The sequence below is a fragment of the Caulobacter sp. SLTY genome (assembly GCF_009905535.1).
GTDB lineage: Bacteria > Pseudomonadota > Alphaproteobacteria > Caulobacterales > Caulobacteraceae > Caulobacter.
Genome location: NZ_JAAALA010000039.1, coordinates 1 through 25,806, shown reverse-complemented (window position 1 = coordinate 25,806; position 25,806 = coordinate 1). Strand labels below are relative to the sequence as shown.

General features: G+C 69.1%; 25 protein-coding genes. 19 read left to right on the top strand and 6 right to left on the bottom strand.

Annotation, left to right across the window (positions count from 1 at the left end):
* Positions 1–8: 8 nt before the first annotated feature.
* From GVN21_RS18090 to GVN21_RS18080, 3 genes are read left to right on the top strand one after another with little or no spacing between them, the layout of a single operon-like run.
* Positions 9–698 carry a TorF family putative porin gene (locus GVN21_RS18090; RefSeq protein WP_166576141.1) on the top strand — a complete coding sequence of 230 codons (690 nt, stop codon included), beginning with the start codon at positions 9–11 and terminating at the stop codon, positions 696–698.
* Between the two features lie 35 nt (positions 699–733).
* On the top strand, positions 734–1,333 hold the full coding sequence (locus GVN21_RS18085) for a DNA-3-methyladenine glycosylase I (protein WP_166576140.1): 600 nt from the start codon (positions 734–736) through the stop codon (positions 1,331–1,333).
* Positions 1,317–1,976: a ribonuclease HII gene (locus tag GVN21_RS18080; protein WP_166576139.1), complete on the top strand. Its 660-nt coding sequence runs from the start codon at positions 1,317–1,319 to the stop codon at positions 1,974–1,976. The genes GVN21_RS18085 and GVN21_RS18080 overlap by 17 nt, the downstream gene beginning before the upstream one ends.
* A gap of 13 nt (positions 1,977–1,989) precedes the next feature.
* Here the strand turns inward: GVN21_RS18080 and GVN21_RS18075 are convergent, their stop codons facing one another.
* Positions 1,990–3,156: an acyl-CoA dehydrogenase family protein gene (locus GVN21_RS18075; RefSeq protein ID WP_166576138.1), complete on the bottom strand. Its 1,167-nt coding sequence runs from the start codon at positions 3,154–3,156 to the stop codon at positions 1,990–1,992.
* A gap of 164 nt (positions 3,157–3,320) precedes the next feature.
* On the opposite strand from GVN21_RS18075, the gene GVN21_RS18070 reads away from it, so the two are divergent.
* Entirely contained in the window at positions 3,321–4,400 is a 1,080-nt protein-coding gene (locus GVN21_RS18070; RefSeq protein WP_166576137.1) for a site-specific DNA-methyltransferase, read from the top strand.
* Here the strand turns inward: GVN21_RS18070 and mutY are convergent.
* Positions 4,397–5,440 carry an A/G-specific adenine glycosylase gene (mutY, locus tag GVN21_RS18065; protein ID WP_166576136.1) on the bottom strand — a complete coding sequence of 348 codons (1,044 nt, stop codon included), beginning with the start codon at positions 5,438–5,440 and terminating at the stop codon, positions 4,397–4,399. The genes GVN21_RS18070 and mutY overlap by 4 nt on opposite strands.
* Positions 5,441–5,551: 111 nt before the next feature.
* Between mutY and GVN21_RS18060 the strand changes: the two genes are divergently transcribed.
* From GVN21_RS18060 to smc, 4 genes are all read left to right on the top strand, one after another.
* Positions 5,552–6,235 (top strand): YceI family protein, encoded by a 684-nt coding sequence (locus GVN21_RS18060; protein ID WP_166576135.1) that lies wholly within the window; start codon positions 5,552–5,554, stop codon positions 6,233–6,235.
* Between the two features lie 38 nt (positions 6,236–6,273).
* A complete protein-coding gene (locus GVN21_RS18055) occupies positions 6,274–6,813 on the top strand; it encodes a DciA family protein (protein WP_166576134.1) in 540 nt (179 codons plus the stop codon).
* Positions 6,814–6,917: 104 nt separating this feature from the next.
* Positions 6,918–7,529, top strand: coding sequence for a DsbA family protein (locus tag GVN21_RS18050; protein WP_166576133.1), 612 nt, complete (start codon positions 6,918–6,920; stop codon positions 7,527–7,529).
* A gap of 21 nt (positions 7,530–7,550) precedes the next feature.
* Entirely contained in the window at positions 7,551–10,991 is a 3,441-nt protein-coding gene (smc, locus tag GVN21_RS18045; protein WP_166576132.1) for a chromosome segregation protein SMC, read from the top strand.
* A 3-nt stretch (positions 10,992–10,994) separates the two neighbouring features.
* Here the strand turns inward: smc and GVN21_RS18040 are convergent, their stop codons facing one another.
* On the bottom strand, positions 10,995–11,900 hold the full coding sequence (locus GVN21_RS18040) for a MerR family transcriptional regulator (RefSeq protein ID WP_166576131.1): 906 nt from the start codon (positions 11,898–11,900) through the stop codon (positions 10,995–10,997).
* A gap of 59 nt (positions 11,901–11,959) precedes the next feature.
* On the bottom strand, positions 11,960–12,508 hold the full coding sequence (locus tag GVN21_RS18035; protein WP_166576130.1) for a TetR/AcrR family transcriptional regulator: 549 nt from the start codon (positions 12,506–12,508) through the stop codon (positions 11,960–11,962).
* Positions 12,509–12,585: 77 nt separating this feature from the next.
* Here GVN21_RS18035 and GVN21_RS18030 point away from each other — a divergent pair, with 77 nt between their 5' ends.
* The 4 genes from GVN21_RS18030 to GVN21_RS18015 all read left to right on the top strand — a co-directional run bounded on the left by GVN21_RS18030 (position 12,586) and on the right by GVN21_RS18015 (position 15,409).
* Positions 12,586–13,032, top strand: coding sequence for a hypothetical protein (locus GVN21_RS18030; protein WP_166576129.1), 447 nt, complete (start codon positions 12,586–12,588; stop codon positions 13,030–13,032).
* Between the two features lie 30 nt (positions 13,033–13,062).
* Entirely contained in the window at positions 13,063–13,506 is a 444-nt protein-coding gene (locus GVN21_RS18025) for a cytochrome c (RefSeq protein WP_166576128.1), read from the top strand.
* A gap of 10 nt (positions 13,507–13,516) precedes the next feature.
* Positions 13,517–14,170: a cytochrome b/b6 domain-containing protein gene (locus GVN21_RS18020; protein ID WP_166576127.1), complete on the top strand. Its 654-nt coding sequence runs from the start codon at positions 13,517–13,519 to the stop codon at positions 14,168–14,170.
* Between the two features lie 105 nt (positions 14,171–14,275).
* A complete protein-coding gene (locus tag GVN21_RS18015; RefSeq protein WP_166576126.1) occupies positions 14,276–15,409 on the top strand; it encodes a DUF3089 domain-containing protein in 1,134 nt (377 codons plus the stop codon).
* On the opposite strand, the gene GVN21_RS18010 is transcribed toward GVN21_RS18015, so the two are convergent.
* Positions 15,410–15,628, bottom strand: a complete 219-nt coding sequence (locus GVN21_RS18010) for a flagellar basal body rod C-terminal domain-containing protein (protein WP_166576125.1) — start codon at positions 15,626–15,628, stop codon at positions 15,410–15,412. It abuts the gene before it with no gap.
* 104 nt (positions 15,629–15,732) lie between these two features.
* Here GVN21_RS18010 and cobT point away from each other — a divergent pair, with 104 nt between their 5' ends.
* From cobT to GVN21_RS17995, 3 genes are read left to right on the top strand one after another with little or no spacing between them, the layout of a single operon-like run.
* A complete protein-coding gene (gene cobT / locus GVN21_RS18005; RefSeq protein ID WP_166576124.1) occupies positions 15,733–17,664 on the top strand; it encodes a cobaltochelatase subunit CobT in 1,932 nt (643 codons plus the stop codon).
* Entirely contained in the window at positions 17,661–18,647 is a 987-nt protein-coding gene (locus tag GVN21_RS18000; protein ID WP_166576123.1) for an esterase-like activity of phytase family protein, read from the top strand. Before cobT ends, GVN21_RS18000 begins: the two co-directional genes overlap by 4 nt.
* Positions 18,644–19,783 (top strand): L-lactate dehydrogenase, encoded by a 1,140-nt coding sequence (locus GVN21_RS17995; RefSeq protein ID WP_166576122.1) that lies wholly within the window; start codon positions 18,644–18,646, stop codon positions 19,781–19,783. The genes GVN21_RS18000 and GVN21_RS17995 overlap by 4 nt, the downstream gene beginning before the upstream one ends.
* A 64-nt stretch (positions 19,784–19,847) precedes the next feature.
* On the opposite strand, the gene rpmB is transcribed toward GVN21_RS17995, so the two are convergent.
* Positions 19,848–20,144, bottom strand: a complete 297-nt coding sequence (gene rpmB, locus GVN21_RS17990; protein WP_166576121.1) for a 50S ribosomal protein L28 — start codon at positions 20,142–20,144, stop codon at positions 19,848–19,850.
* Between the two features lie 124 nt (positions 20,145–20,268).
* On the opposite strand from rpmB, the gene GVN21_RS17985 reads away from it, so the two are divergent.
* From GVN21_RS17985 to GVN21_RS17970, 4 genes are all read left to right on the top strand, one after another.
* Positions 20,269–20,850, top strand: a complete 582-nt coding sequence (locus tag GVN21_RS17985; RefSeq protein WP_166576120.1) for an NUDIX domain-containing protein — start codon at positions 20,269–20,271, stop codon at positions 20,848–20,850.
* Positions 20,851–20,946: 96 nt separating this feature from the next.
* Positions 20,947–21,402 carry a DUF3617 family protein gene (locus GVN21_RS17980; protein WP_166576119.1) on the top strand — a complete coding sequence of 152 codons (456 nt, stop codon included), beginning with the start codon at positions 20,947–20,949 and terminating at the stop codon, positions 21,400–21,402.
* A gap of 222 nt (positions 21,403–21,624) precedes the next feature.
* On the top strand, positions 21,625–23,322 hold the full coding sequence (locus GVN21_RS17975; RefSeq protein ID WP_166576118.1) for an amidohydrolase: 1,698 nt from the start codon (positions 21,625–21,627) through the stop codon (positions 23,320–23,322).
* A 95-nt stretch (positions 23,323–23,417) separates the two neighbouring features.
* On the top strand, positions 23,418–25,806 hold a 2,389-nt coding region (locus GVN21_RS17970), incomplete at its 3' end, for a helicase-related protein (RefSeq protein WP_166576117.1).

Here is a 25,806-nt window from a genome sequence, read left to right as displayed (position 1 = left end):
TGGGGGGCATGACCGCCCGTCTGACCCCCGCCTCCCTCGCCGCCAGCGCCTTCGCCGGTCTGTTCGCCCCCGCCGCCATGGCGCAGGAGAAGGCCTGGTCCGTCGAGGTGGAAGCCGCCAGCGAGTACATCTCCAAGGGAACCGGCAAGAGCGACGGCGATCCGGCGCTGCAGCTGGACGCGACCTATGACTTCGGGCCGGTCACCACAGGCTTCTGGGCCAGCAACGCCAAAGTCAGCCAGGGGGGCGATGCCGAGCTGCACCTCTACGCCGCGACAGAGCATGAGCTCGGCCCGGTGACCATCGACCTGCGAGGCATGCTTAAGCACATGCCGGGTACCGACGATGGGTTCCAGGATACCTGGTTCGAAGCGCGGGCCGACGCCACCCTGCCGGTGGCCGGGACTGAGCTGCGCCTGCGGGTCGAGTACAGCCCGGACAACTATGCCGCCACCGATGCCGCCTGGTGGATCGAGGCGCAGGTCAGCCGCAAGCTGGCGGAGAGCTGGGAGGTCTCGGCCACCTATGGGGCGCGGGAGCAGGATGGCGGGGCCGATTATCGCGCCTGGAACGCCGGGGTGACCTGGCAGGCAATGGACCGGCTGGCGCTTGACCTGCGCTGGTACGACACCGACAGCCATGAGCGAGGCGAGAACTATGAAGGCCGGGTGTTCGTGTCTGCGACCGTTGCGTTCTGAAGCCACCCCCGAAGGAACATGCTAGCAACATCGGCATGACCGACGGTTTGATTCGCTGCCCCTGGCCTGGCGTGAAGGACCAGATCTACATCGACTACCACGACACCGAATGGGGCGTGCCGGAGTGGGACGCGCGGGCGCTGTGGGAGAAGCTGGTGCTGGACGGGTTCCAGGCCGGGCTGTCGTGGATCACCATTCTGAAGAAACGCGAGGCATTCCGGGAGGCCTTCGACGGGTTCGATCCGGAGAAGGTGGCGCGGTACGGCGATGAGGATCGCGCCCGGCTGATGGCCAACGCCGGGATCGTGCGGTCGAACGCCAAGATCGACATGGCCATCAATGGCGCGCGGCTGTGGCTGGACATGCGCGAGCGGGGCGAGGACTTCAGCGCCTTCCTGTGGGACTTCGTCGATGGGGCGCCGGTGCAGAATGAATGGACGGGCTTTGGCGACGTGCCGGTGAAGACGCCGCAGGCCGAGGCGATGGCCAAGGCCTTGAAGGCCAAGGGCTTCAAGTTTACCGGGCCGGTGATCGTCTATGCCTTCATGCAGGCGGTCGGGATGGTCAACGATCACTTGACGACCTGTTTCCGCCACGAAGAGTGCCGACACCTTAGCCATGGCCAAAAAGCCTGACCTGCTTCTCGAACGCGCCTGCCCCGCCCCGGTCTGCGGGGTGGACGAGGCGGGCCGTGGGCCTCTGGCCGGGCCGGTCAGCGCCGGGGCGGTGATCTTCGATCCCGGCAAGCGGCTGCCCAAGGGGCTGAACGACTCCAAGAAGTTGAACCACAGGCAGCGCGAGGAGCTGGAGTTCGAGATCAAGCTGCGGGCGGTGGCGTTCGGGGTGGGATTCGCCAGCGTCGAGGAGATCGCCGAGCTGAACATTCTGCACGCGGCGGGGTTGGCGATGTGCCGGGCGATCGAGGCGCTGTCGGTGAAGCCGGTCTATGCGCTGGTCGACGGGAACTATCGGTTCAAGCTGCCGTGCGACGTCAAGACGGTGGTCGGCGGGGACGGGATTTCCGCCTCGATCGCGGCGGCCTCGATCCTGGCCAAGGTGGCGCGGGACCGGGTCATGGTGGCGCTGGACGCCGAGCATCCGGGGTACGGGTTCGCCAGCCACAAGGGGTACAGCGCCAAGAGCCATTTCGAGGCGCTGCGGACCTTGGGGCCGAGTCCGGTGCATCGCGTCAGCTGGGGAGCGGTGCGGGAGGTGTGCGGTTTGCCGCCGCTGGTTCCGGAATTGCCGTTCGAGCGCACGAACGTCAGCGCTCGATAATCCCGCCGGTGGGTCAGATCCCCATCTGCCGGGCCGCCAGATCGCGCATGATTTCCTCGCTGCCCCCGCCGATCGCGTAGACTCGCACCTCGCGGTAGATCCGCTCCACCCGGCCGCCGCGCATGTAGCCGCTGCCGCCCATGACCTGCATGGCCTCGCGGGCGCAGTATTCCATCGTCTCGGTGGCCTGGACCTTGAGCAGGGCGATTTCGGCGATGGGCTTTTCGCCCTGCTGCACCCGCCAGGCCAGGGTTTCCAGCCAGGACTGGGTAGCGTTGATGCGCTTGTACATGTCGGCCAGCTTGTGGCGGATGACCTGGTGGTCGGCGAGGCGCTTACCGAAGGTCTTGCGCTCCTGGGCCCAGGCCAGGGCGTCCTCGAGGCAGACCTTGGAGAAGCCGACGGCGCCGGCGGTCATGCCGATCCGCTCGGAGTTGAAGTTGTTCATGATGCCGGCGAAGCCCTGGTTCTCGGCCCCGATCAGGTTTTCCACCGGCACGCGGACATCGTCGAAATAGAGGGCGGCGGTATCCGATGCCCACCATCCCTGCTTCTTCAGCGGGGTGCGGGTGAAGCCCGGCCGATCGCGCTCGATCAGCAGCAGGGAGACGCCGCCGGCCCCCTCCCCGCCCGTCCGGACCGCCACGGTGTAGTAGTCGGCGCGCATCCCTGAGGTGATGAACATCTTGGAGCCGTTGACGACATACTCGTCGCCCTCGCGCCTCGCCGTGGTCTTGAGGTTGGCGACGTCCGAGCCGCCGGTCGGCTCGGTGATCGCAAGGGCGCTGATCTTCTCGCCGGAGAGGACCTGCGGAATGATCCGGTCCTTCATCTCCTGGGTCCCGAGTGCGCGGATCGGCGGCAGGCCGATGCCGTGGCTCATCAGGCTGGCGTTAATACCGCCGGCGCCGTGGCGGGCCATCTCGGTCGAGGTGACGATGGACATGAAGGGGTCGGTGGGGATGCCGCCGTACTCCTCCGGCCAGCCGAGGCGCAGGAGACCGATCTCGGAGGCCTTCCTGTAGAGCTCGCGGGGGAACTCGCCGGCCTCGTCCCACTGGTCGGCGAAGGGCATGATCTCCTTGTCGACCCAGCGGCGCAGGGTGTCGCGCCAGGCGTGGTGATGGTCCTGGTAGAAGGGGCTGAGACGGGACTCGTAGAGATGGTCGAGCGACGGCATGGATCCTCCGGAGCCTCTCTGGCGGAGGCGTTCGAGAACCATCCACGATTTCCCCGCGCGGAAGTCGAGGGGCCTGCCGGTAATCTCTCGCTAACCACGTCCCGTAACCGCGCCTTCACCACGACGCCGCGAGAATGATCGGACTCATTCTGACGGGGTTACCAATGGCGTTCGGGTCCGAGACCATCCTTCACGGCGATTGCATCGAGCAGCTGCGGGCGCTGCCGGACCGTTCGGTGGACCTGGTGTTCGCTGACCCGCCCTACAATCTGCAGCTCGGCGGCGACCTGCTGCGGCCCGATAACAGCAAGGTCGATGCGGTCGATGACCACTGGGACCAGTTCGAGAGCTTCGCAGCCTACGACCGCTTCACGCGGGAGTGGATGAAGGAATGCCAGCGGGTCCTGAAGGACGACGGCGCCCTTTGGGTGATCGGCAGCTATCACAACATTTTCCGCGTCGGCGTGGCGCTGCAGGACCTGGGGTTCTGGATCCTCAACGACGTGGTCTGGCGCAAGTCCAACCCGATGCCGAACTTCAAGGGCACGCGGTTCACCAACGCCCATGAGACGCTGATCTGGGCGTCCAAGTCCAAGGGCGGGAAGCGCTACACCTTCAACTACGACGCCCTGAAGGTGTTCAACGACGATACCCAGATGCGCTCGGACTGGACCATCCCGCTGTGCACCGGCGACGAGCGGGTCAAGAAATCCGACGGCTCCAAGGCCCATCCGACCCAGAAGCCGGAAGCCCTGCTGCACCGGGTGATCCTGGCTACGTCCAAGCCCGGCGACCTGATTCTCGACCCCTTCTTCGGTTCGGGCTCCACCGGGGCGGCGGCCAAGCGGCTGGGACGGCGGTTCATCGGTATCGAGCGTGAGGCCGAGTACATCGCGGTGGCCAAGGAGCGGATCGCCAAGGTGCAGCCGGTGGCGCCGCAGGACCTGGAGGTCATGGGCTCCAAGCGGTCCGAACCGCGCGTGCCATTCGGCCAACTGGTCGAGGCGGGCCTGCTGAACCCCGGCGACGAGCTTTGGTGCCCCAAGGGGGTGAAGGCGGCCCGGGTGCGGGCCGACGGCAGCCTGGCGGTCGGCGACCTGACCGGGTCTATCCACAAGATGGGCGCGATGATGGAAGGCGCCCCGGCCTGCAACGGCTGGACCTACTGGCGGTTCAAGACCGACGCCGGGCTGGCGCCGATCGATGTGCTGCGCAGCAAGGTGCGGGCGGGGATGGCGGCTTAGAGCAGGCGCGGCGCCAGCAACGCCTGGCGCGCGGCCTTCAGAAACACGCTGGGCAGGGCGTCGAGGGTCTCGATCGGGGTCCAGACAACGTCCGGCGCATCGCCCTCGGCGCGGAACACCTTCAAGGTCAGCGAGAAGTGGGTAAAGACGTGCTCGATCTCACCGGCCTCCCGCCAGGCCGCCTTTGCAGGCGCGCCCTCTCCGACGGGCGGGGGCGAGGCGGTCCAGTCGCTGGTCGGCAGGCCCAGCATGCCGCCGAGCAGGCCCTTGTCGGGGCGGCGAACCAGGGCGACGGCGTCACCCTGGGTCAGCACATAAGCGATGCCGTGGCGGCGGGGGCGGGCCGCCTTTCTGGTCTTGCGGGGGAAGCTGTCCTGGTCGCCTCGGGCCAAAGCGGCGCAGTGCATCGAGATCGGGCAGCGGTCACAGATCGGCGACTTCGGTTTGCAGACCGTGGCGCCGAGGTCCATCAAGGCCTGGGCCCAGTCCCCCGGGCGGTGATCATCGACCAGGGCGGCGGCCAGGGCCTTCAGTTCGGGCTTGCTGCCCGGCAGCGGGTCCTCAACCGCAAACAGCCGGCTCATCACCCGCTCGACATTGCCGTCCACGACGTTGGTCGGTCGGTCGAAGGCGATGGCCGCGACGGCGGCAGCGGTATAGGCGCCCACGCCCGGCAAGGCGCGCAGGCCCTCTTCGGTATCGGGGAAGACGCCGCCGTGGTCGCGGGCCACGGCGCGGGCGCAGGCTAACAGGTTGCGGGCGCGAGCGTAGTAGCCGAGACCCGCCCAGGCGGCCATCAGGTCGCCGTCCTCAACGTTGGCGAGGTCGGTGACGGTCGGCCAGCGGCGGGTGAAACCGAGGAAATAGGGGGTGGCGTGGGGGACCGTGGTCTGCTGCAGCATCACCTCCGACAGCCAGACCCGGTAGGGGTCGGGACGAACGCCGGCGCGATGCTCGGCCGGGCCGACGCGCCAGGGCAGGTCGCGGGCATGGGCGTCATACCAGGCGAGCAGGCGGGCGCGGAGGTCGGCAACGTTCACCGACCGGGACCTAGCACGGCGCGACGATATTTCGAGGGCGAGTGTCGGAACCGGCTTGGCAAGGGCGTCCTCTGTGGCGAAGACCGGATAAAGCCCCGAGGAAGCCTAGCCATGCGCCGCACCCTGACCGCCCTGCCCCTGCTGATCCTGCTTGCCGCCTGCCAGCCGGCGGAAGGGGCGAAGACGAAGGCGCCGAAGCCCGCGCCGGCGGCTCCCGCGCCCGACCTGCTGCCCGGGACCTATCGCATCGACCCGGAGCACGCGTCCGTCCTGTTTCGCGTGGACCATGTTGGGATGTCGAAGTGGACCGCTCAGTTTCGAAAATTTGACGCCAGCCTAGTGCTGGACCCGAAAAATCCGGAGGCCTCCTCCGTTACGGCGGAGATCGATGTCGCATCGCTGGACAGCAAGACCAGCCCGGCCCTCGCCTTCGACAAGGAACTGACCGGTCCGGATTGGCTGGATGCCGGCGCCCATCCGAAGATCACCTTCAAATCGACCAAGGTGGTCCGGACCGGAGGCGCCACGGCGGACGTCACCGGCGACTTCACCTTGAAGGGTGTGACCAAGCCGGTGGTCCTGAAGGTCACGTTCAACGACGGCTACAAGCCCAATGCCATGGACGGCGCTCGGGTCGGCTTCTCGGCCACGACCCGCTTCAAGCGGTCGGACTTCGGGATCAGCTACGGCATCCCGGCGCCTGGCAGCAAGATGGGGGTCAGCGATGAGGTCGAGGTGATCATCGAGGCGGAGTTCATGCAGGGCAAGCCGACGGGCGAAACGCCGCCGCAGTAGCCCTCCCCTTCATCGTCGGCCGGCGGTAGGATGGCGCCATGCCCCGCCGCCTGCCCACCGCTGAGGAGGCCGCCCAAATCCTGGGCCGCCACCGGACCAAGCCGATGCGGCGTCCGCCTCCGCCGGCGGGGCGGTCGCTGGCTCCGCTGATCAAACAGCTGGACGAGCGGTTCGGGAAGGGCAGCGCCGGCCTCGCCGCCCGCTGGCGCGAGATCGTCGGGGAGACCCTGGCGCGGCACACCGAGCCGGTGCGGGTGGTCAAGGGTCGGGCCGGGATGGCCTCGACCCTGGAAATCCGGGTGGCCGGGCCGGCGGCTGCCATCGTGCAGCACCAGGCGCCGGAAATCCTTTCGCGGGTGTCGATGATGCTGGGCGATCAGACGCTGACCAAGCTGCGTATCGTCCAGGGGCCGATCAAGGCGCCCGTCGCCGCCCGGCCTCAGGTGCGGACCCGCCGGAAAGGGCCGCTCGACGCGGCCACTGAGGCCGAGCTGGCCGAGGGGCTGGCGGAGGCAGAGGATGGGCCTTTGAAGGCTGCGCTGTTGCGTCTCGGCCGCGAGGTGCTGCGGAACCGTTGACTCACGCGGCCGCAGACCCCATCCCGCCATCCAAATGCCGCCTTCGTACGGTGGTCAGAATCGCGTTCTACTGATCCATCCTGCTTTTCGGGGAGCCTCTACCCATGGGCCTGTTCAATCGCCGCGCCGTGATCGGCGCCACCCTGGCCATTTCCGCGCTGGCGCTGGCCGCCTGCGGTGGCAAGACCGCCGCCCCGGCCGAGGGCGACATGACGCTCGGCTCCCCCACCGCCAAGGTGAAGATGGTCGAGTACGGCTCGCTGAGCTGCGTCCACTGCGCCAACTGGAATAAGACCGTCTTCCCCGAGTTCAAGAAGAAGTACATCGACACGGGCAAGATCCAGTACACCTTCCGCCCGTTCAAGCTGGGCGCCAACGACAGCTACACCGCCGCCGCCGACCTGCTGGGCCGCTGCGTCGGCAAGGACAAGTATTTCGCGGTCATCGACGCCCTGTTCCACGCCCAGGAAGAAGCCCTGACCAGCAGCCCGCTGCCGGTTCTGCTGCGAGTCGGCGTCGAGGCGGGGCTGACGGAAGCCCAGGTCAAGAAATGCATCACCGATGAGAAGGCGCTGGTGGCGCTGGACGCTCGGCTGAAGAATCCGCAGGCCAAGGAGGTGCAGTACACCCCGACCTTCTGGATCGGTGACCAGAAGTTCGAGACCTCCCTGCCGATCGAGGACATCGACAAGGCCTACGCCGAAGCCTCGAAGTAAGGAGGCCCGAAGGATCCGACCGTGCAGTTCCAGAAGCTCCGCCTTACGGGCTTCAAGTCCTTCGTCGAGCCGACAGAGTTTCGGATCGAGCCTGGACTCACGGGTGTGGTCGGACCCAACGGCTGTGGCAAGTCCAACCTGCTGGAGGCCCTGCGCTGGGTGATGGGGGCCAATTCCGCCAAGGCCATGCGGGCCGGCGGCATGGACGACGTCATCTTCAACGGGGCCGGCGCCCGGCCCCAGCGCAGCCATGCCGAAGTCGCCCTGACCATCGACAACAGCGACCTGACGGCGCCGGCGGCCTTCAACCAGCATCCGGTGATCGAGGTGGTCCGCCGCATTGACCGGGGCGAGGGCTCGACCTACCGCATCAACGGCCGCGAGGTGCGGGCGCGGGACGTGCAGCTGCTGTTCGCCGACGCCTCGACCGGGGCCAACAGTCCGGCGCTGGTCCGCCAGGGCCAGATCAGCGAGCTGATCGCAGCCAAGCCGCAGAACCGGCGGCGCATCCTGGAAGAGGCCGGCGGGGTTTCCGGCCTGCACACCCGGCGGCATGAGGCGGAGCTGCGTCTGCGGGCGGCGGAGACCAACCTCAACCGGCTGGACGACATCATCCGCGAGCTGGAATCGACGCTGGGCCGGCTGAAGCGCGAGGCGCGGGCGGCGGAGAAGTACAAGCGGCTGTCGGCCGAGATCCGGGCCCTGCAGTCGGCGGTGCTGTTCAGCCGCTGGAGCGAGGCGCGGGACACCCTGCAGCGGGTCGAATCGGAGACCCAGACCGCCGGGGCGCGGGTCGAGGAAACTGCGCGGGACGCCGCCGCCGCCAGCACCGCGGCCATTGCCGCCGACGAAGCGATCAAGCCGCTGCGCGAGGAGGCGACGGTGGCCGCCGCCATCCTGGGCCGGCTGGCCATCGAGCGGGACCGGGTCGAGCGGGAGGCCGAGGGAGCGCAGGCGGAGGTGGCGCGGCTGACCGCCGAGATCGCCCGGATCGACGCCGACAACGCCCGCGAGGCCCATATCGTCGAGGACGCCGGGGCGGCCCTGGAGCGGCTGGTCGCGGATATCGCGGCGGTCGAGGCGGAGATCGCGGCGGCGCCATCGCGGATGCCGGAATTGGAAGCGGCGGCCCGGTCTGCCGAGGAGGCGCGGGCCAAGGCCGACGGCGAGGTCGAGCGGCTGGCAGCATCCGTGGCCGCCGACGAGGCCCGGCGACGGGCGGCGGAGGCCCGGCTGGACGACGCCCGTAGCCGACTGAACCGCACGGTGCGGGCGCTGGAGCAGGCGAGGTCGGAACGGGCCGCGATCGGGCCGGCAAACGATCCGGAAGTGCAGGCGGCCAAGGCCAAGCTGGCGGAGGCGGAAGCTCAGCTCAGCGAAGCGCGGGCGGCGGTCGAAGCGGCGGAGAACGCGCGCGGCGACGCGGCGCGGGCCGAGCAGGCGGCGCGCGATGAGATGCGCAAGCTGGAAGACCAGCTGGGGCGGCTGAAGACAGAGGCGCGGGGGCTGGCGCAACTGTCGGCGCGGCCGGCCACGAGTTCGTATGCTCCGGCGCTGGACTCCGTGAGGCCGGGCAAGGGCTATGAGGCGGCGTTGGCCGCGGCGCTGGGCGATGACTTGGAAGCGGCGCTGGATGCGCGGGCGGCGGCCTATTGGGCCGGGCGCGAGCTGAAAGCGCCGAGCTGGCCGGCGGGCGCCGAGCCCCTCGCGCCGCTGGTCGAGGCGCCGAAGGAACTGGCCGCGCGGCTGGCGTTCACGGCGCTGGTGGCGGGGGCCGATGGGGCGAAGCTGCAGGCGTTGCTGGAGCCGGGCTGCCGGCTGGTCAGCAAGGAGGGCGACCTCTGGCGCTGGGACGGCTTTGTCGCACGGGCCGAGGCGCCCAAGCCGGCGGCGATCCGGCTGGAGCAGCGCAACCGGCTGGCCGAGGCCGAGGCCGAGATCGAGAAGATCACCCCGCTGCATGAGGCGGCGGTGGTCAAGGCCAAAGAGACGCAGGCCGGCTTCAAGGCAACCGAGGCGCATCTGGCCACGGTGCGGGCCACGCCGCGCGAGATCGAGCGAACCCTCGCTGCGACGCGGGACACCGTCGAGCGGCTGGACCGGGAGGCGGCCCGACGCGACGCGCGCGCCCAGTCGCTGGACGAGACCATCGGCCGGTTCGAAGCAGAGCGGGTCGAGGCGCAGGCCGGATTCGAGGCCGCGGAGGCCGGGATCGACGGAGACGGGGGCGACAGCCTGTCGCCGATGCTGGACGAAGCCCGCCGGGCCGCCGCTGCGGCTCGCGAGGCAGCGGCCGAGGCGCGCTCAGCCCTGGACGCCGAGCGCCGCGAGCGGGATGGCCGCACGCGCCGGCTGGAAGGCCTGAGCCGCGACCGCGACGACTGGAGCCGCCGGTCGAGCGCCGCGGCCAAGCGGATCGAGGCCCTGGAGCAGGACCGGGCAAAGGCTCACGCGCTGATGGCCCAGGCGAAGGACGCCCCGGACCTGATCGAGGAACGCCGCGCCAGGCTGATGGACGAGTTCGGCGTGGCCGAGGCCCGCCGCGACAAGGCCGGCGACGCCCTGGACCAGGCCGAGACTGACCGCGCCGCCGCCGAACGGGCCCTGCGCGCCGCCGAGGCGGCCGCCGCGGAAGCCCGCGAGGCCCGCGCCACCCTGACCGCGCGCCTGGACGCCGCCCGCGACCGCTTCGGCGAGATCGCCGGCAACATCCGCGAAGCCGCCAAGATGGAGCCCGAGGAACTGGGCCGGCGGATCGCAGAAGAGGCCGTCGCCGTCCCCAAGGACGCCGAGGGCATCGAGGCCCACCTGTTCTCCCTGGAGCGCGAGCGCGAGGCCATCGGGGCGGTCAATCTGCGGGCCGAGGAAGAGGCCGGCGAGCAGTCGGGCCGGCTGCAGACCATGAAGACCGAGCGCGCCGATTTAACCGGCGCCATCGCCAAGTTGCGGGCCGGGATCGAGGAGCTGAACGCCGAGGGCCGTACCCGGCTTCTGGCCGCGTTCGAGATCATCAACGGCCACTTCCAGACCCTCTTCCAGGCCCTGTTCGGCGGCGGCGAGGCGGAGCTGCGGCTGATCGAGAGTGACGATCCCTTGGAGGCGGGCCTGGAAATCTACGCCTGCCCGCCCGGCAAGCGGCTATCGACCATGAGCCTGATGAGCGGCGGCGAGCAGGCGCTGACCGCCAGCGCGCTGATCTTCGGCGTCTTCCTGGCCAACCCGGCGCCGATCTGCGTGCTGGACGAGGTCGACGCCCCGCTGGATGACGCCAACGTCGACCGCTATTGCAACATGCTCAACGAGATGCGCCAGCGCACCCAGACCCGCTTCATCGCTATCACCCACAACGCGGTGACCATGAGCCGGATGGACCGCCTGTTCGGCGTGACCATGCCCGAGCGAGGAATCTCGCAGCTGGTCAGCGTGGACCTGCAGCAGGCCGAGGCGCTGGCGGCGGAGTAGGCGTCAGGCGGCCAGGACGGCCCGCATTCCCTCCGTACGCGCCCTCACCTCGGGAGAGGCCAGGCAGCTGGTCATGGCTTCATAGCCCAGGGCGCCGGGGGTTACGAACATCGGCGGGTGGTGATTAGCGGGGCAGAAGAGGATGGCTTCATCCTGCCCTGCAACAGCGGCGTCCAGCAGGAGGCTGGAGCGGGTCATCAGGATCAGCGGCCGTGCGCCGGGCCCGCGCCGACGAAGGCCGGCTGCGAGGTCTTGCTGAGCCGCCCGGTCAAGGCCCTGTTCGACAAGATCGACGACCAGGGGGTTGTCGCTCGGCGCCGCCAACTCGGCTTCAAGGGCGCCGACGGATCGATCGAGCGGCAGGAAGACAGCGCCTGGAAGTTCCTCGGCAAGGCGCAGAGCCAGGCGGGTCTTGCCGCTGCCGAGCGGACCGACGAGCCAGGTCAGGGCTCTGAGGGCGGGCAGTTCGAAGCGCTCGCCGCCCCAGGGCCAGGGCAGGTCGAAGGCGACGACCGGCGGAGGCGGGACGGCCAGGCGGGTGAGGTCGGCAAGGCTGGGGACTTCACCGTTCGCCATCCGGACCCGCAGATCGCGAACGCGGTCCAGCTGGCCGGAGAGATCGCGGCGGCGAGCCTCGAGGGCGGCCTGGTGCGCGGCGAGGACCGGCATGAGGTCGACGGCCTCGCCGCGCAGAATGCCGGCCACCTGGGCTAGGCTGAAGCCCATGGCCCGCAAGGCGACGATCTCGCCGGCGCGGGCCATCTGGTCCGGGCCGTAGGTTCGCCAGCCGGCCTGGGTGCGCAACGGCGTGACCAGGCCGCGCGCTTCGTAGAGACGCAGGGCCTTTGGGGAGACTCCGAGGCGACGAGCGGCCTCGGCGGGACTGAAGTGGCGGATCGTTGCGGTCACGACTGAACCTCCTGCGGCTGACGCGACCCCAGGACTTGAGGCCGACCCCTGGGACCGGGTCAAGGCCTGGCGGCGCAGGCGGCGGCAATAGCCGCGTCGGCGAGATCGCGCCGGCCTGCCGCGTCCAGCAGGAGCGCGCCATCGACCGTGGCTAGCAGGAGGGCGGCCTGGCCGGGTCGCTGGGCGTCGGTCGCATCGATATGGCCGTCGATCCAGTCTGCGAAGCCGCCGAGGATGCCCGAGGCGATGGCCCGGTGCGGTTCCTGGCCGCGCGCGGCGCCGGCGACCACCTCCAGCCAGACCCGCATGAACGGCGCCAGCGTCTCCGACGACATCGCCGACCAGACCGCGCCCAGCAAGGCGTCGGCAGGCAGCTTCGCTCCTGGTTCGAGGGCGGCGTCGAGCATGGCCGTCAGCCGCGCGGCGACGCGGCCGAGGGTGGCGGCCAGGACATCGTCCTTGTCGGTGAAATAGTAGAGCAGCATGCGGTCGCTGGACCCCGCCGCCGCCGCCAGCGGGCGCAGGCTGGCGCCGGCCAGCCCCTCAGCCAGCAGATGATCAGCCATCCGCTCGATCGCCGCCTCGCGACGCTGTTCCCGAACACTCATGAATTCCCTGTAGCGCACGCTACGGGTCGATGATATGTAGCGACTGCTACATATCTCGTTGGCAAGAGGAGCAGGTGATGTCGACCTTCTGGAAAAACTGGCTGATGGCCTGGTGCGGCGGCGTGGCGTTGTTCGGCGTGGTGCTGACCACGGGGGCCTTCCCGGCCACCGACGGGCTCATGCGATGGCTCCTGGGCGTCCTGGGCGGGGCCCCGGCGGAAATGACGCCGCCCCTGCGGTTTGCCCTGGCGGTGATGGGTCCGGTCTCGATCGGATGGGCCTTGACCTTCGCCGCCGCCTTCCGGGCGGCGATCATGCTGGGCGATGCGGGAGCGCCGGTCTGGCGGCTGACCACCGCCGGCGTCCTGGTCTGGTTCGTGGTGGACAGCAGCCTGTCGGTCGCGACCGGTTTCGGGCTCAACGTGGCGCCGAATGTCGTTCTGCTGGCCGGATATCTTCTGCCCCTGATCCGCACCGGAGTGCTCAGCGGGCGCCCCCTTTCGGCGACCGGGGTTCATGGATAGTCTCTCCGACAAGCCTAGTCGGAGCCTCCCATGAAACGCGCCTTAGTCGCCGGTCTCGTTGTCGCCCTCGCCGCCGGGTCCGCCCTCGCCTGGGACGCCGCCTCCGATATCAAGGCCCGCCAGGCCGGGATGAAGCAGATCGGCGGCAACATGAAGGGGCTGTACGACACCCTCAGCGGTGACAAGAACCCAGCCAAGCTCAAGGAATACGCGGCCAACATCCAACGCCTGTCGGGCCAGCTTCCCAGCTGGTTCCCGGCCGGCAGCGGGCCGTCGAGCGGTGAGAAGACCAAGGCTCTGGCCGCGGTCTGGACCGATCCCGCCGGCTTCAAGGCGGCCGGCGACGCCTTCAAGACCGAGGCCGCCAAGCTGAACGCCGCCGCCCAGACCGGCGACGCGGCCAAGGTCCAGGCCGCGTTCGTGGCCACGCGCGGGACCTGCAAGGGCTGCCACGACAAGTACCAGGCCAAGTAGGAGCGGCGGCATGCCGACTCTGATCTGGGATCTGCCGACGCGGCTGTTCCACTGGCTGCTGGCGGCGCTGGTCGCCGTCTCCTGGTGGACGGCCGAAGAGGGGATGCTGGACTGGCACAAGCTCAGCGGCTTCGCCATCGCCGGGCTGCTGGTGTTTCGGCTGTGGTGGGGCGTGGCGGGCAGTTCGACGGCGCGGTTCGGCGGGTTCCTGAAAGGGCCGGCCGGGATCATGGCCTACCTGAAGGGCGGGGCGGCCGGTGCGCCGGGACACAATCCGCTGGGCGGCTGGAGTGTCGTGGCCATGCTGGCGGTGCTGGTCGCCCAGGTAACCCTGGGCCTGTTCGCCATCAACGACGACTTCGAGGGCGGGCCGCTTACCAAGTATGTCGATTACGACACCGGCCTGGCCATCGCCGAATGGCATGAGACGCTGTTCAACGTCCTGCTCGGGCTGATCGTGCTGCACCTGCTGGCCATCGGCTATTACGCGGCGCGGCGGAAGAACCTGGTCGGGCCGATGATCACCGGCAAGGGCGCGGCGGCGGAAGGCGCGGCAGTGACCTTGGCGCCGCTCTGGCGCATGCTGGTCGGGCTGGCGCTGGGGGGCGGGACGTTCGCGCTGCTGTGGTGGCTGGATAAGCAGTCCGCGGCGATGGCGTTTTAGCGCTCCGTCCAGAGGGCGGAGAGTTGAGACCAAGGCTGGACCGGCCCCCGACTCCCCGGCATTCTGCCCGCCAATCAGAACAATCGGTATGGCGGGAGCGTTTTCATGAAGGTCGAGATATCCACGCTGGCGGCCCTCGCGGTCCTGGCCTTCGCGGCGCCGGCGGCGGCGCAGCCCACCGCCAACGAATATTCCAAGCCTGAATCCTGGCTGTGCCTGCCCGGCCGCGCGGACGATGCCTGCGGCGTCGATCTGTCGACCACGGTGGTCATGCCGGACGGCAAGAGCAACGCCGTCAAGCTGGAGGCCACGCCCGCGCCGGCGCCCATCGACTGCTTCTACGTCTATCCGACCGTCTCCACCGATCCGACGCCCAACAGCGACATGACCATCGACGAGGCCGAGCGGCGGGTGGTGGCGGTGCAGTTTGCCCGCTTCAAGCATGTGTGCCGGCCGTTCGCGCCGATGTACCGGCAAGTGACCCTGAACGCCTTGCGCCAGTACATGCTGGGCCAAAACCCCGGCGCCGACCGGATGCTGGCCTACAACGACGTCAAGGACGCCTGGGAGTACTATCTCAAGCACGAGAACAAGGGCCGGGGCGTGGTGCTGATCGGCCATAGCCAGGGCGCCGGGGTGATCGCCGAGCTGGTCAAGCGGGAGATCGACGGCAAGCCGGCCCAGAAGCTGATCGTCGGGGTGATGCCGATCGGGACCAATGTGCCGGTCGACGAGAAAGGCATGTTCGGCTCCATCCCCAGCTGTTCGGCCAAGGGCCAGGTGGGCTGTCTGGTCGCCTATGTCAGCTTCCGCGCCGAGGTTCCGCCGCCGCCGTCCAGCCGCTTTGGCAAGGTCGAGGGCGCCGGCCTGCATGCCGCCTGCGTCAACCCGGCTGCGCTGGGTGGCGGGGCGGGGACGGCCGATCCCTATTTCTGGAACCGGCCGCTGACGGCGGGCTCGGCGCCGATGGCCTGGGCGACAGGGCTGGAGACCACCACGCCGTATGTGAGCACGCCCGGCCTGTTGACCACCGAATGCGTCCGGGCCGGCGAGTTCAGCTATCTGAAGGTGACCACCAACGCCGATCCGGCCGATGCGCGCACCGACACCATCCCCGGCGATGTGGTCGTCATGGGCAAACCCGATGCCAACTGGGGCCTGCACCTGATCGATATGAACGTGGCCATGGGTGATCTGGTCGGCATCGTCCACGCCCAGGGGAAGGCGTGGAAGAAGTAATCAGGCAAGGATATCCAGCAGCTCGCCCATCATCTCATCGGCGGTGCGGATCACCGCCGCGTTGGCCTTGAACTCGGCTTTGGCGGTGATCTGTTGGACCGCCTCCTTGGCCAGATCGACCGCCGGGTCCTGGCCCCATCGCGCCGTGCGCTGGGCGGTGGCGTCGAGGCGGGCCGTGGCGGCGGCGAGGCCGGAGGTGGCGATAGAGAGCGCGTTCATGCGCCCTTCCCTATCGCGGCCCGGTTAAGACCGCGCAAGGAAGCACGGTAAATGCACACCGTCCGCCTTCCCTCGGTCCCATACGGGTGTTTAAACAGGACCCGATGAGCGGAAAGCCCGAAAGCCCCACCGAACCCTTCAAGCGCGCGCTGGCGCATGCCGCGCGGTCGCTGGCCGAGATGCCCGACTTGGAGGTGGTGTTTTCCGGCGACGGGCCGCAACTGTCGGGCAACCGGGCCGTGCTGCCCCACCCGCCGCGAGACCTGTCGAGCGCCGAGGCCTCGCGGATCCGGGGCCTGGCAGACGGCATGGCGCTGCGGCTGGCGCACCATGACGCCACCGCCCACGCGCGCGGCCGGCCGGTTTCGCCCCAGGGCCAGGCGATCTTCGAGGCGGTGGAGACGGCGCGGATCGAAGCCATCGGCTCCAATGCGCTGGGCGGCGTGCGGGCCAACCTGACGGCGGTGCTGGAGCAGACCATCGAGCGCAAGGGCCTGGGCCGCATCCAGGACCGCGCCAATGCCCCGATGGCCGATGTGGTTTCGCTGATGGTGCGCGAACGGCTGACCGGACAGCGGCCGCCGGACGGCGCAGCCAAGATGGTCGACATGTTCCGCGAGGAGATCGAGGCCAAGGCCGGCGGCGACCTCGACCGGCTACTAGACAGCATCGACGACCAGGCCGCCTTCGCCAAGGTGACCCGCGCCATCCTGCGCGACCTTGATATGGGCGACGAGGGCGCCGATCCCACCGACGGCGAGGAAGACGAAGAGGGCGAGCAGGAGCAGCAGCAGTCCGACGAGGACAACGAGGGCGACGGCGAAGGCCAGTCCCCCGAAGGCAGCTCCATGCAGGAGACCGAGACCACCGACCGCGAGCAGGAAGAGGGCGAGGAACAGGCCACCGAGGTCGAGGACGAGGACGCCGAGCTTTCCGACGAGGCGCCGGAGATGGGCGACGGCGCCAAGCCCGCCCGGCCGGACCCGAAGGATTCGGGGCGGCCGGAGCCCTCCTACAAGGTGTTCACCACCACCCACGACGAGATCACCCCGGCCGAGGACCTGTGCGATGCCGAGGAACTGACCCGGCTGCGGGCCTATCTCGACCAGCAGTTGGCGAGCCTTTCCAGCGTGGTCTCGCGGCTGGCCAACAAGCTGCAGCGCCGGCTGCTGGCGCAGCAGAACCGCAGCTGGTCGTTCGATCTGGAAGAGGGGATGCTGGACGTGGCGCGACTGCCGCGGATCATCATCGACCCGACCGCGCCGCTGAGCTTCAAGCAGGAAGAGGACACCGACTTCCGCGACACGGTGGTCACCCTGCTGATCGACAATTCCGGCTCGATGCGCGGGCGGCCGATCATGGTGGCGGCGGTCTGCGCCGACATCCTGGCCCGGACCCTGGAGCGGTGCGCGGTGAAGGTGGAGATCCTAGGCTTCACCACCAGGGCCTGGAAGGGCGGCATCTCGCGCGACGACTGGATCAAGGCCGGCAAGCCGCCCTCGCCCGGCCGCCTGAACGACCTGCGCCACATCATCTACAAGTCGGCCGACAGTCCCTGGCGCCGGGTGCGGCGCAACCTCGGCCTGATGATGCGTGAGGGGTTGCTGAAGGAGAACATCGACGGCGAGGCGCTGATGTGGGCGCACCACCGGATGATGAGCCGGCCGGAGCAGCGGCGGATCCTGATGGTGATCAGCGACGGGGCGCCGGTCGACGATTCGACCCTGTCGGTGAACAGCGGCCACTACCTGGAGCGCCACCTGCGGCAGGTAATCAGCGAGATCGAGACCCGCAGTCCCGTGGAACTGCTGGCCATCGGCATCGGCCATGACGTGACGCGCTACTACCGCCGGGCGGTGACCATCGTCGATGTCGAGCAGCTGGGCGGGGTGCTGGTCGAACAGTTGGCCTCGCTGTTCGAGGAAGAGCCCAAGCGGGTAGCGAAGGCGCGCGGCCTGCTGGCGGCGCCGCCGGTCATGCAACCGCCGCCGCCCAAGGCAACCACCTTCGCGGCGGTGAAGGAGGCGCTGACGTGAGGCGCCTTGGCCCCCTCGCCGTCGCCCTCCTCCTTCTCGCCGGCTGCGCCCAGCCGCCGCCGGCCCTGCCGCCCGAGCCGCAGCCTGCCGGGCCGGGGATTCAGATCGTCACCACCCCGGTTCCGCTCGACGCCGCCAATTCAGCGCGGGTCGAGGTCGACGGCTTCACCTATGCCGGCGGCATCGCCATCAGCGATCCGATCACCAACCGAACGCGCGGCCTGTCGGACCTGCGGGTCACACCGGACGGCCGGATGGTGGCGGTCAGCGATTTCGGCGACCTGGTCGAGGCGAAGCTGGCCTTCGACGCGTCCGAGCGGCTCACCGGCCTGATCGACGGCAAGGCCTGGCCGCTGATGGGGCTTGATGGCCAGTCGGTGCAGGGCAAGGCCCAGGGCGACGCCGAGGGGCTGGCCATCCTGGCCAATGGTGATCGGCTGGTCAGCTTCGAGCGCGACCACCGTATCTGGCTCTATCCGGCCGCCGGCGGACCACCGCGCGTGGCCCCCAAGCCCGGAAACCTGTTCTCCGAAAACGAGGGGCTTGAAGGGCTGACCGAGTATCCGGCCGCAGGGCCCGATGCCTACCTCGCCGGCTCCCAGGAGGGCGAGGTTTGGCTATGCCGCCTCTCGACCGCATGCCAGGCCTTCACCGTTCTGGCCGGGCCGGATATCGAGTTCGACCTTACGGCGCTGGCCGCCTTTCCAGATGGGTCGGTAGCGGCCGTGCACCGCGCCTTCGATCCGGTGCGGGGCGCGCGTGTGGTGGCCTCCATCTATGGCGTGGCGACTCTGAAGACCCGCAGCCCCCAGCCGATGGCGCGGATGCGGCTTGAGGGCTCGCTGACCCGGGACAATATCGAGGGGGTGGCGCTGATCTCTTCCCCTGCGGGACGGCCGCGCCTGCTTCTGCTGTCGGACGACAACGGCAGCGACAAACAGCGCACCCTGCTGCTGGTCTTCGACTGGACCGGCGCCAAGTGACCCCGGCCTGCGTCGCCGACTATCGCGAACTGGCCAGGCGACGCATTCCCGGAGTTCTTTTCGACTACATCGACGGCGGCTCCTACGCCGAGGAGACGCTCAGGCGGAACACCGCCGACTTCCAGGACATCGCCCTGCGCCAGCGGGTGATGAAGGACGTCTCGCAGATCTCCCTCTCCACCGAGCTGTTCGGCCAGAGCCTGTCGATGCCCGTGGTGCTGTCGCCGATCGGCATGGCCGGCATGTACGCTCGCCGGGGCGAGGTGCAGGCCATGCGGGCGGCCAAGGCGGCGGGGGTGCCGATGTGCCTCTCGTCCCTGTCGATCTGCGACGTGGCCGAGGTGACGCGGGATGGCGGCGCGGCGCCCTGGTACCAGCTCTATGTGATCAAGGACCGGGGCTATATGGAGGCCCTGCTCCAGCGAGTGACCGAGCTGGGCAGTCCGGTGGTGGCCCTCACCGTCGATCTGCCCGTGCCGGGCGCCCGGTACCGGGATGTCCGCTCAGGCCTGTTCGGGGCAACCACGCCGTTCGTCGGCCTGCAGCGGGCCTGGGACGGAATCACCCATCCCGACTGGCTCATCGACGTGATGCTGAACGGCGGGCCGCACACCTTCGGCAACATCGCCCCCGCCATCCCCGAGGCGAAGGGGGTGATGGAGTTCTGGCCCTGGGTGACCCGGAACTTCGATGCGACCCTGACCTGGAAGGACATCGACTGGGTCCGACAGCACTGGAAAGGCCCGCTGATCATCAAGGGAATCCTCGACGCGGAGGACGCGCTCGAGGCGGCGCGAATCGGAGTCGACGGCATCGTCGTGTCCAACCATGGCGGTCGGCAGTTGGACGGGGTGCTCAGCGGCATCCGCGCCCTGCCCCCGATCGCCGAGGCGGTGGGCGATGAGCTGACCGTGCTGATGGACGGCGGGGTGCGGTCGGGGCTGGACGTGGTCAAGGCCCTGGCCAGCGGAGCGAAGGGCTGTTTTCTGGGCCGGGCCTGGGCCTATGCGCTCGCCGCCAAGGGTGAACAGGGCGTGGCCCATGTCCTGTCGATCATCCGCCAGGAGATGATGATGGCCATGGCCCTGACCGGCTGCACCGACGTGCGGCAGGCGGGGCGGGAGATGCTGGCTTAGTCTGAATGCAAAACGGCCCGCGAGTCGCCTCGCGGGCCGTTCCAAACCTTGAGAGCCGACTGGCTTAGGCCGCGGCGGTCTCGGCCAGCTTGGCCTTGATCTGGCGCTTGATCTTCAGGGCGCGAGGCGAGAGGTTCTCGTCCTTGGCCTTGACGATCACGGCGTCGAGGCCGCCCTTGAAGTCCAGCGTGCGCAGCGCGGCGTTGGTGATCCGCAGCTTGAACGACTGGCCCAGCACTTCCGACTGCAGGGTGGCGGGCGACAGGGCCGGCAGGAAGCGGCGCTTGGTCTTGATGTTCGAGTGGCTCACGTTGTGGCCGACCATCGGGCCGACACCGGTGAGTTCGCAACGACGCGACATTTTCAGCGACCTTCGCAATAGAATAGTGGGCGCGCGAGGAGTGGCCCGCGCACGAGAGGGGCGTCTATAGGGGAAGGGGCGGTGAAACGTCAACCCTCGGCGGCCCGGCAAAAGGAGACTCTGAGTGAGTGTGAAGGATCGAGTGCGGGTCGAGAGTGTCGAGCTCCTGTCGGACAACTGGTACGTCCTGCGCAAGGCGACGTTTTCCTACCGGCGCAACGACGGGACCTGGCAGAAGCAGGTGCGGGAGAGCTACGACCGGGGAAACGGCGCGGCCATCCTGCTCTATGACGAGGCGCGGCGCACGGTGCTGCTGGTCAAGCAGTTCCGCTATCCGGCCTTTGCCAATGGGTATGACGACCTGCTGATCGAGGTTCCCGCCGGCCTGCTGGACGACGCCGATCCCGAGGAGCGTATCCGCTCGGAGGTGGAAGAAGAGACCGGCTACCGCGTCCGTGACGTAGAGAAGGTGATGGAGTCTTTCATGAGCCCCGGCTCGGTGACCGAGATCCTGCACTTCTTCGTCGGCCGCTATCTTCCCGGCGACAAGGTCTCGGCCGGCGGCGGCCACGAGGGCGAGGGCGAGGACATCGACGTGCTGGAAGTCCCATTCGAGGAGGCGATGGCCATGGTGAAGAGCGGCGCAATCCGCGACGCCAAGACCATCATGCTTCTGCAATACGCCGCGCTGAACCTGTTCCGCTGAGCGCCCGCACGGCGCGAGGCGGGTTCAACCGCCATTCATGCGCCGTCATTATAGGGGAGAGGGACCTTTCAAGCCCCCTCCCTCTCTGGAGACTCCATGATCCGCCCGGCCGCCCTTCTCGCCTGCGTCGCCCTGCTCGCCGTACCGACCGTCGCCTCCAGCCAGGCCAACGACACCATCCTGCCCGGCTACTGGGAGTACAACAGCAAGGTCTCCTTCGGCCTGTCGAGCACCAGCGTCGAGAAGAAGTGCGTCGAGCCCAAGGACATCGAGAAGTTCTTCAGCGGCCCGTCGAACCGCCACTACAAGTGCGTCTATCCGGTTCGGACCGTCGCGAACGGCAAGGCTAACTTTCAGGGCACCTGCACCGACAAGCGCGGCCGCAAGGCCTATGTGACCGCGTCCGGGACCTACAGTCCCAAGCGGTTCACCCTGAACGCTAAGATCAAGACGAGCATCATCGGGATGAACATCACCCCGACCGGCACCATTGACGCCCGCTACCTGGGACCGACCTGCCCGCCGAAGCCACCGAAGAAGCCCAAGAAGTAGCGCCTAAGGCTTGTGGTTAATCGTCGTTAAGATACAATAGCTTGCGGTGAACAAATGCCGAATCGGACGAAGTCGCCGATTCGGTCATGATTCGTTTCGCGCCCGTTCGCCGGGTTCGGCCCGGGCCGTTAACCCGACAGGCCACCCCATCGAGCTCTTCGTTGTCGCGCGATTTTCCGCTACCGGTTTGCGCCTGTCGGAACGCGCCCCGGGAGGCCACCCTTGTTCAAGCTGACCCAAGCCATGGCCGCCGTCGGCGTCCTGCTCCTCGCCGGTTGCGCCGCCCAGGCCTCCGGACCTGACGGGGACGACTTCCTGATGTTCGGCGGGCCGATCTTCGGCCAGGGCGAGGCGCGGGACGGCGAGGCGGTCGAGGTCACGCCGGCCGAGGCGCTGGTGGTGCGCGATGGCAAGGTGGTGTTCGCCGGTTCGCTGACCGAGGCGCGGGCCCAGGGACGCGGGCTGCCGCAGATCGACCTGAATGGCGGGTCGGCCTATCCGGGCTTCATCGACAGCCATGTGCACCTGACCGGCGTCGGGCTGCGGGAAATGACGCTGAACCTCGACCAGGTGAAGTCGGTGGCCGAGTTGACCGCCGCGCTCAAGAGCTGGGCCAACGCCAATCCGGGGAACGATCCCATCGTCGGCCGGGGATGGATCGAGACCCACTGGCCGGAGAAGCGGTTCCCCAATCGCGCCGATCTCGACGCCGTGGTCGCTGATCGCCCGGTGGTGCTGGAGCGGGCGGACGGCCATGCGGTGGTGCTCAACAGCGCCGCGCTGAAGCTGGCCGGAATCACCCGCGAGACCCGTGACCCATCCGGCGGCCGCATCGAGCGTGACGCCGCCGGCGAGGCCACCGGCATGCTGATCGACACCGCCGCCGGCCTGATCGAGGCCAAACTGCCGCCACTGAGCGATGCGCGCCGACGCGAAGTGCTGGAGAAGGCGGTGCAGCTCTATGCCGCCCGCGGCTGGACCGGCGCGGCCAATATGAGCACCTCGGCCAAGGATGTGGAGGTGCTGTTCGCCCTGGCCAAGGAGGGCCGGCTGCCGATCACGGTCGACGTCTTCATGGTTCCGGAGGACTCGGCCGAGGTGCTGCGGCGCGGCCCCTATGCCGACCCCACCGGCCTGGTGCGGGTGCGCGGGGTGAAACTCTATATGGACGGCGCCCTGGGCTCCCGCGGCGCCCTGCTGCTCAAGCCCTATAGCGACCAGCCCTCGGGCTCCGGCCTGCAGATCGCCGAGCATGAGGCGACCTTGAAGATCCTCAAACAGGCCTTGGCCGTGAAGGCCGACATCGCCCTTCACGCCATCGGCGACAAGGGCAATCGCCTGGCCCTCGACTGGTTCGAGGAGGTGATGAAGACCGATCCCGAAGCCGCCAAGCAGGTCCACTGGCGGATCGAGCACAGCCAGGTCGTCGATCCCGCCGACATTCCCCGCTTCGCCAAGCTGGGGGTCGTGGCCTCGATGCAGCCCTCGCACGCCATCGGCGACCTCTATTTCGCCCCGGCCCGCCTGGGCCCCGACCGGCTGGTCGGCGCCTACGCCTGGCGCAGCCTGACCGCCAGCGGCGCCCTGGTGATCGGCGGCAGCGACGCCCCGGTCGAGGTCGGCGATCCGCGCATCGAGTTCTACGCCGCCGCCGTGCGCAAGGACCTCAAGGGCGGCTTCGGCCCCGACTGGCGCCGCCAGGAGGCGCTGAGTCGTCTGCAGGCGCTGGACCTGTTCACCGTCAACCCCGCCCGCGCCGACCACCGCCCGGCCGGCTGGGGTCTGCTGAAACCGGGCAGCCCGGCCAACATCACCGTCTTCAGCCGCGAGATTCTCTCGGCCGACGAGGCGGACATCATGAAGGCCATGCCGGTGATGACCGTGGTCCGCGGCAAGCTGGTGTTCGACGCACGAAAGTAGGGAACAGCGCGGGTTCCAGGCAGTTGCGACAGCATGCCGTCGCCAGGAGGGCCTAAGCGCTTGTCCGACTCGCCCTACGACCCCACCTTCATCCCATGAGTGACCGCTCGACCGGCCAGGCGCCGGCCCGGCTTACGGCCGTCCTGGGGCCGACCAACACCGGCAAGACGCATCTGGCCGTCGAGCGGATGTGCGGCCACGCCAGCGGTATGATTGGCCTGCCGCTGCGCCTGCTGGCGCGGGAAATCTACGACCGCGTGGTGGCGCTCAAGGGTCCGCGCGAAGTGGCCTTGATCACCGGCGAGGAGAAGATCGTCCCGCCGCGCGCCAACTATTTCGTCTGCACGGTGGAAGCCATGCCGCTGGGCCGCGAGGTCGAGTTCATGGCGGTGGACGAGATCCAGCTCTGCGCCGATCCCGAGCGGGGGCATGTGTTCACCCACCGCCTGCTGCACGCGCGCGGCAAGCACGAGACCATGCTGCTGGGCGCCGGGACCATGGCCCCGCTGATCCGCCGGCTGCTGCCCAAGGCCGAGATCGTCACCCGCGAGCGCTTTTCCGCCCTCACCTACGCCGGCCCCAAGAAGCTGACCCGCCTGCCTCGGCGCAGCGCCGTGGTCGCCTTCAGCGCCGACCAGGTCTACGGCATCGCCGAGCTGATCCGTCGCCAGCGTGGCGGGGCGGCGGTGGTGATGGGATCCCTCAGCCCCCGCACCCGCAACGCCCAGGTCGCCCTCTATCAGTCGGGCGAGGTCGACTTCCTGGTCGCCACCGACGCCATTGGCATGGGGCTGAACATGGACGTCGACCATGTCGCCTTCGCCGGCCTGCGCAAGTTCGACGGCCGGCGCACCCGCTGGCTGCATGCCACCGAGATCGGCCAGATCGCCGGCCGCGCCGGCCGCTATCGCCGCGATGGGACCTTCGGGGTCACCGGCGACTGCGAGGACATGGACGAGGACTTGATCGAGCGGGTCGAGAACCATCAGTTCGAACCGATCACCACGGCCGAATGGCGCAACAGCCGGCTGGACTTCGACAACCTGCCGGCTCTGATCCGCTCCCTGACCGAGAGCCCCCAGCGAGAAGGCCTGAGGCTGGCCCGCGAAGCTCTGGACGAAACCGCCCTCAAGCGACTGGCAGAGGATGCGGATGTCGCCCACCGGGCCAGGGCCCGGCCGCAGCTCGAAAAGCTCTGGGAGGTCTGCCAGACGCCGGACTTCCGAAAGGTGGCCAGCGACGATCACCTGGGCCTGCTGCGCCGGATCTTCATGGAATTGACGGCCGGCCGCCGTCGCATTCCTGACGACTGGATGGCCGGCCAGTTCGCCACCCTGGATCGCACCGACGGCGAGATCGACGCCCTGGCCCAGCGGCTGGCGGCCGTGCGCACCCTGTCCTACGTCGCCAACCGGCCCGACTGGCTGCACGACCCCACCTTCTGGCAGGGCACGATGCGGGGGCTCGAGGAACGGCTGAGCGACACCCTGCATGAGAAGCTGATGGCCCGGTTCGTCGATCGGCGGACCAGTGTGCTGATGCGCCAGCTGGGCGACCGCGAGGTGATGCTGGCCGGCGTCGCCGAGGACGGAGAGGTGACCGTCGAGGGCCATTTCGTTGGGCGTCTGACCGGTGTGGTGTTCGACCAGCCGCGCGGGATCACCAGCCTTGAAGACAAGGCCCTGCGCGGCGCCGCCCAGCGGGCCGTAGCCCCGGAGGTCGCGCGCCGCCTGGGCGCCCTGGCCGCCGACGAGGACGAGGGCTTCGCTCTGAGCCCCGACGGCCTGGTGCTGTGGCGCGGGGCAGGGGCCGGCCGGCTGGACGGCGCCGGCAAGGTGCGGCTGCTGGGCGAGCTTGGCCCCGCCCCGATCCGCGAGCGGGCTCAGCGCCGGCTGGAGGCTTGGCTGGCCCATGAGCGCGCCCGCAAGCTCTCGCCTCTGGCGGCCCTGGAGGCGGCCATGCGCGAAGGAGGCCTTCGCGGCTTGGCGCGGGGCTTGGCGCACCGCCTTCTGGAAAATGGTGGGGTTCTGCCGCGCCGTCAGGTCGAGGAGGAGATGCGAGTCTTGAGCCAGGCTGAGCGGCGGGCGCTTCGAGGCCTTGGCGTGCGCATCGGCGCCTTCAGCCTGCACCTGCCCGGCCTGTTGTCCGACGAGGCGCGCGGCTTTGCCCAGTCGCTCAGCAGCGACCCCACCGCCCCGCCGCCGGGCGTGGTAACCCGCCTGCACCCCGGCCCGGTGGACGCCAAGGCCCTGTCGGCTCGCGGGCTGATGGCGGTCGGCGGCTTGGCCGTGCCGGTGGACCAGCTGGAGCGGCTGGACGAAGCCCTCCGCGCCGCCCCGCGCCAGAACAACGCCACGGTCGTCTCCAACACCCTGTTCGAAGGCCTTGGCTGGAGCGCCAAGGACGGCGCCGACATCCTGCGCGGCCTGGGCTTCACGCCCGCCAACCGGGGTCAGCCGACCGCCTGGCGCCGCCGGGGCCAGG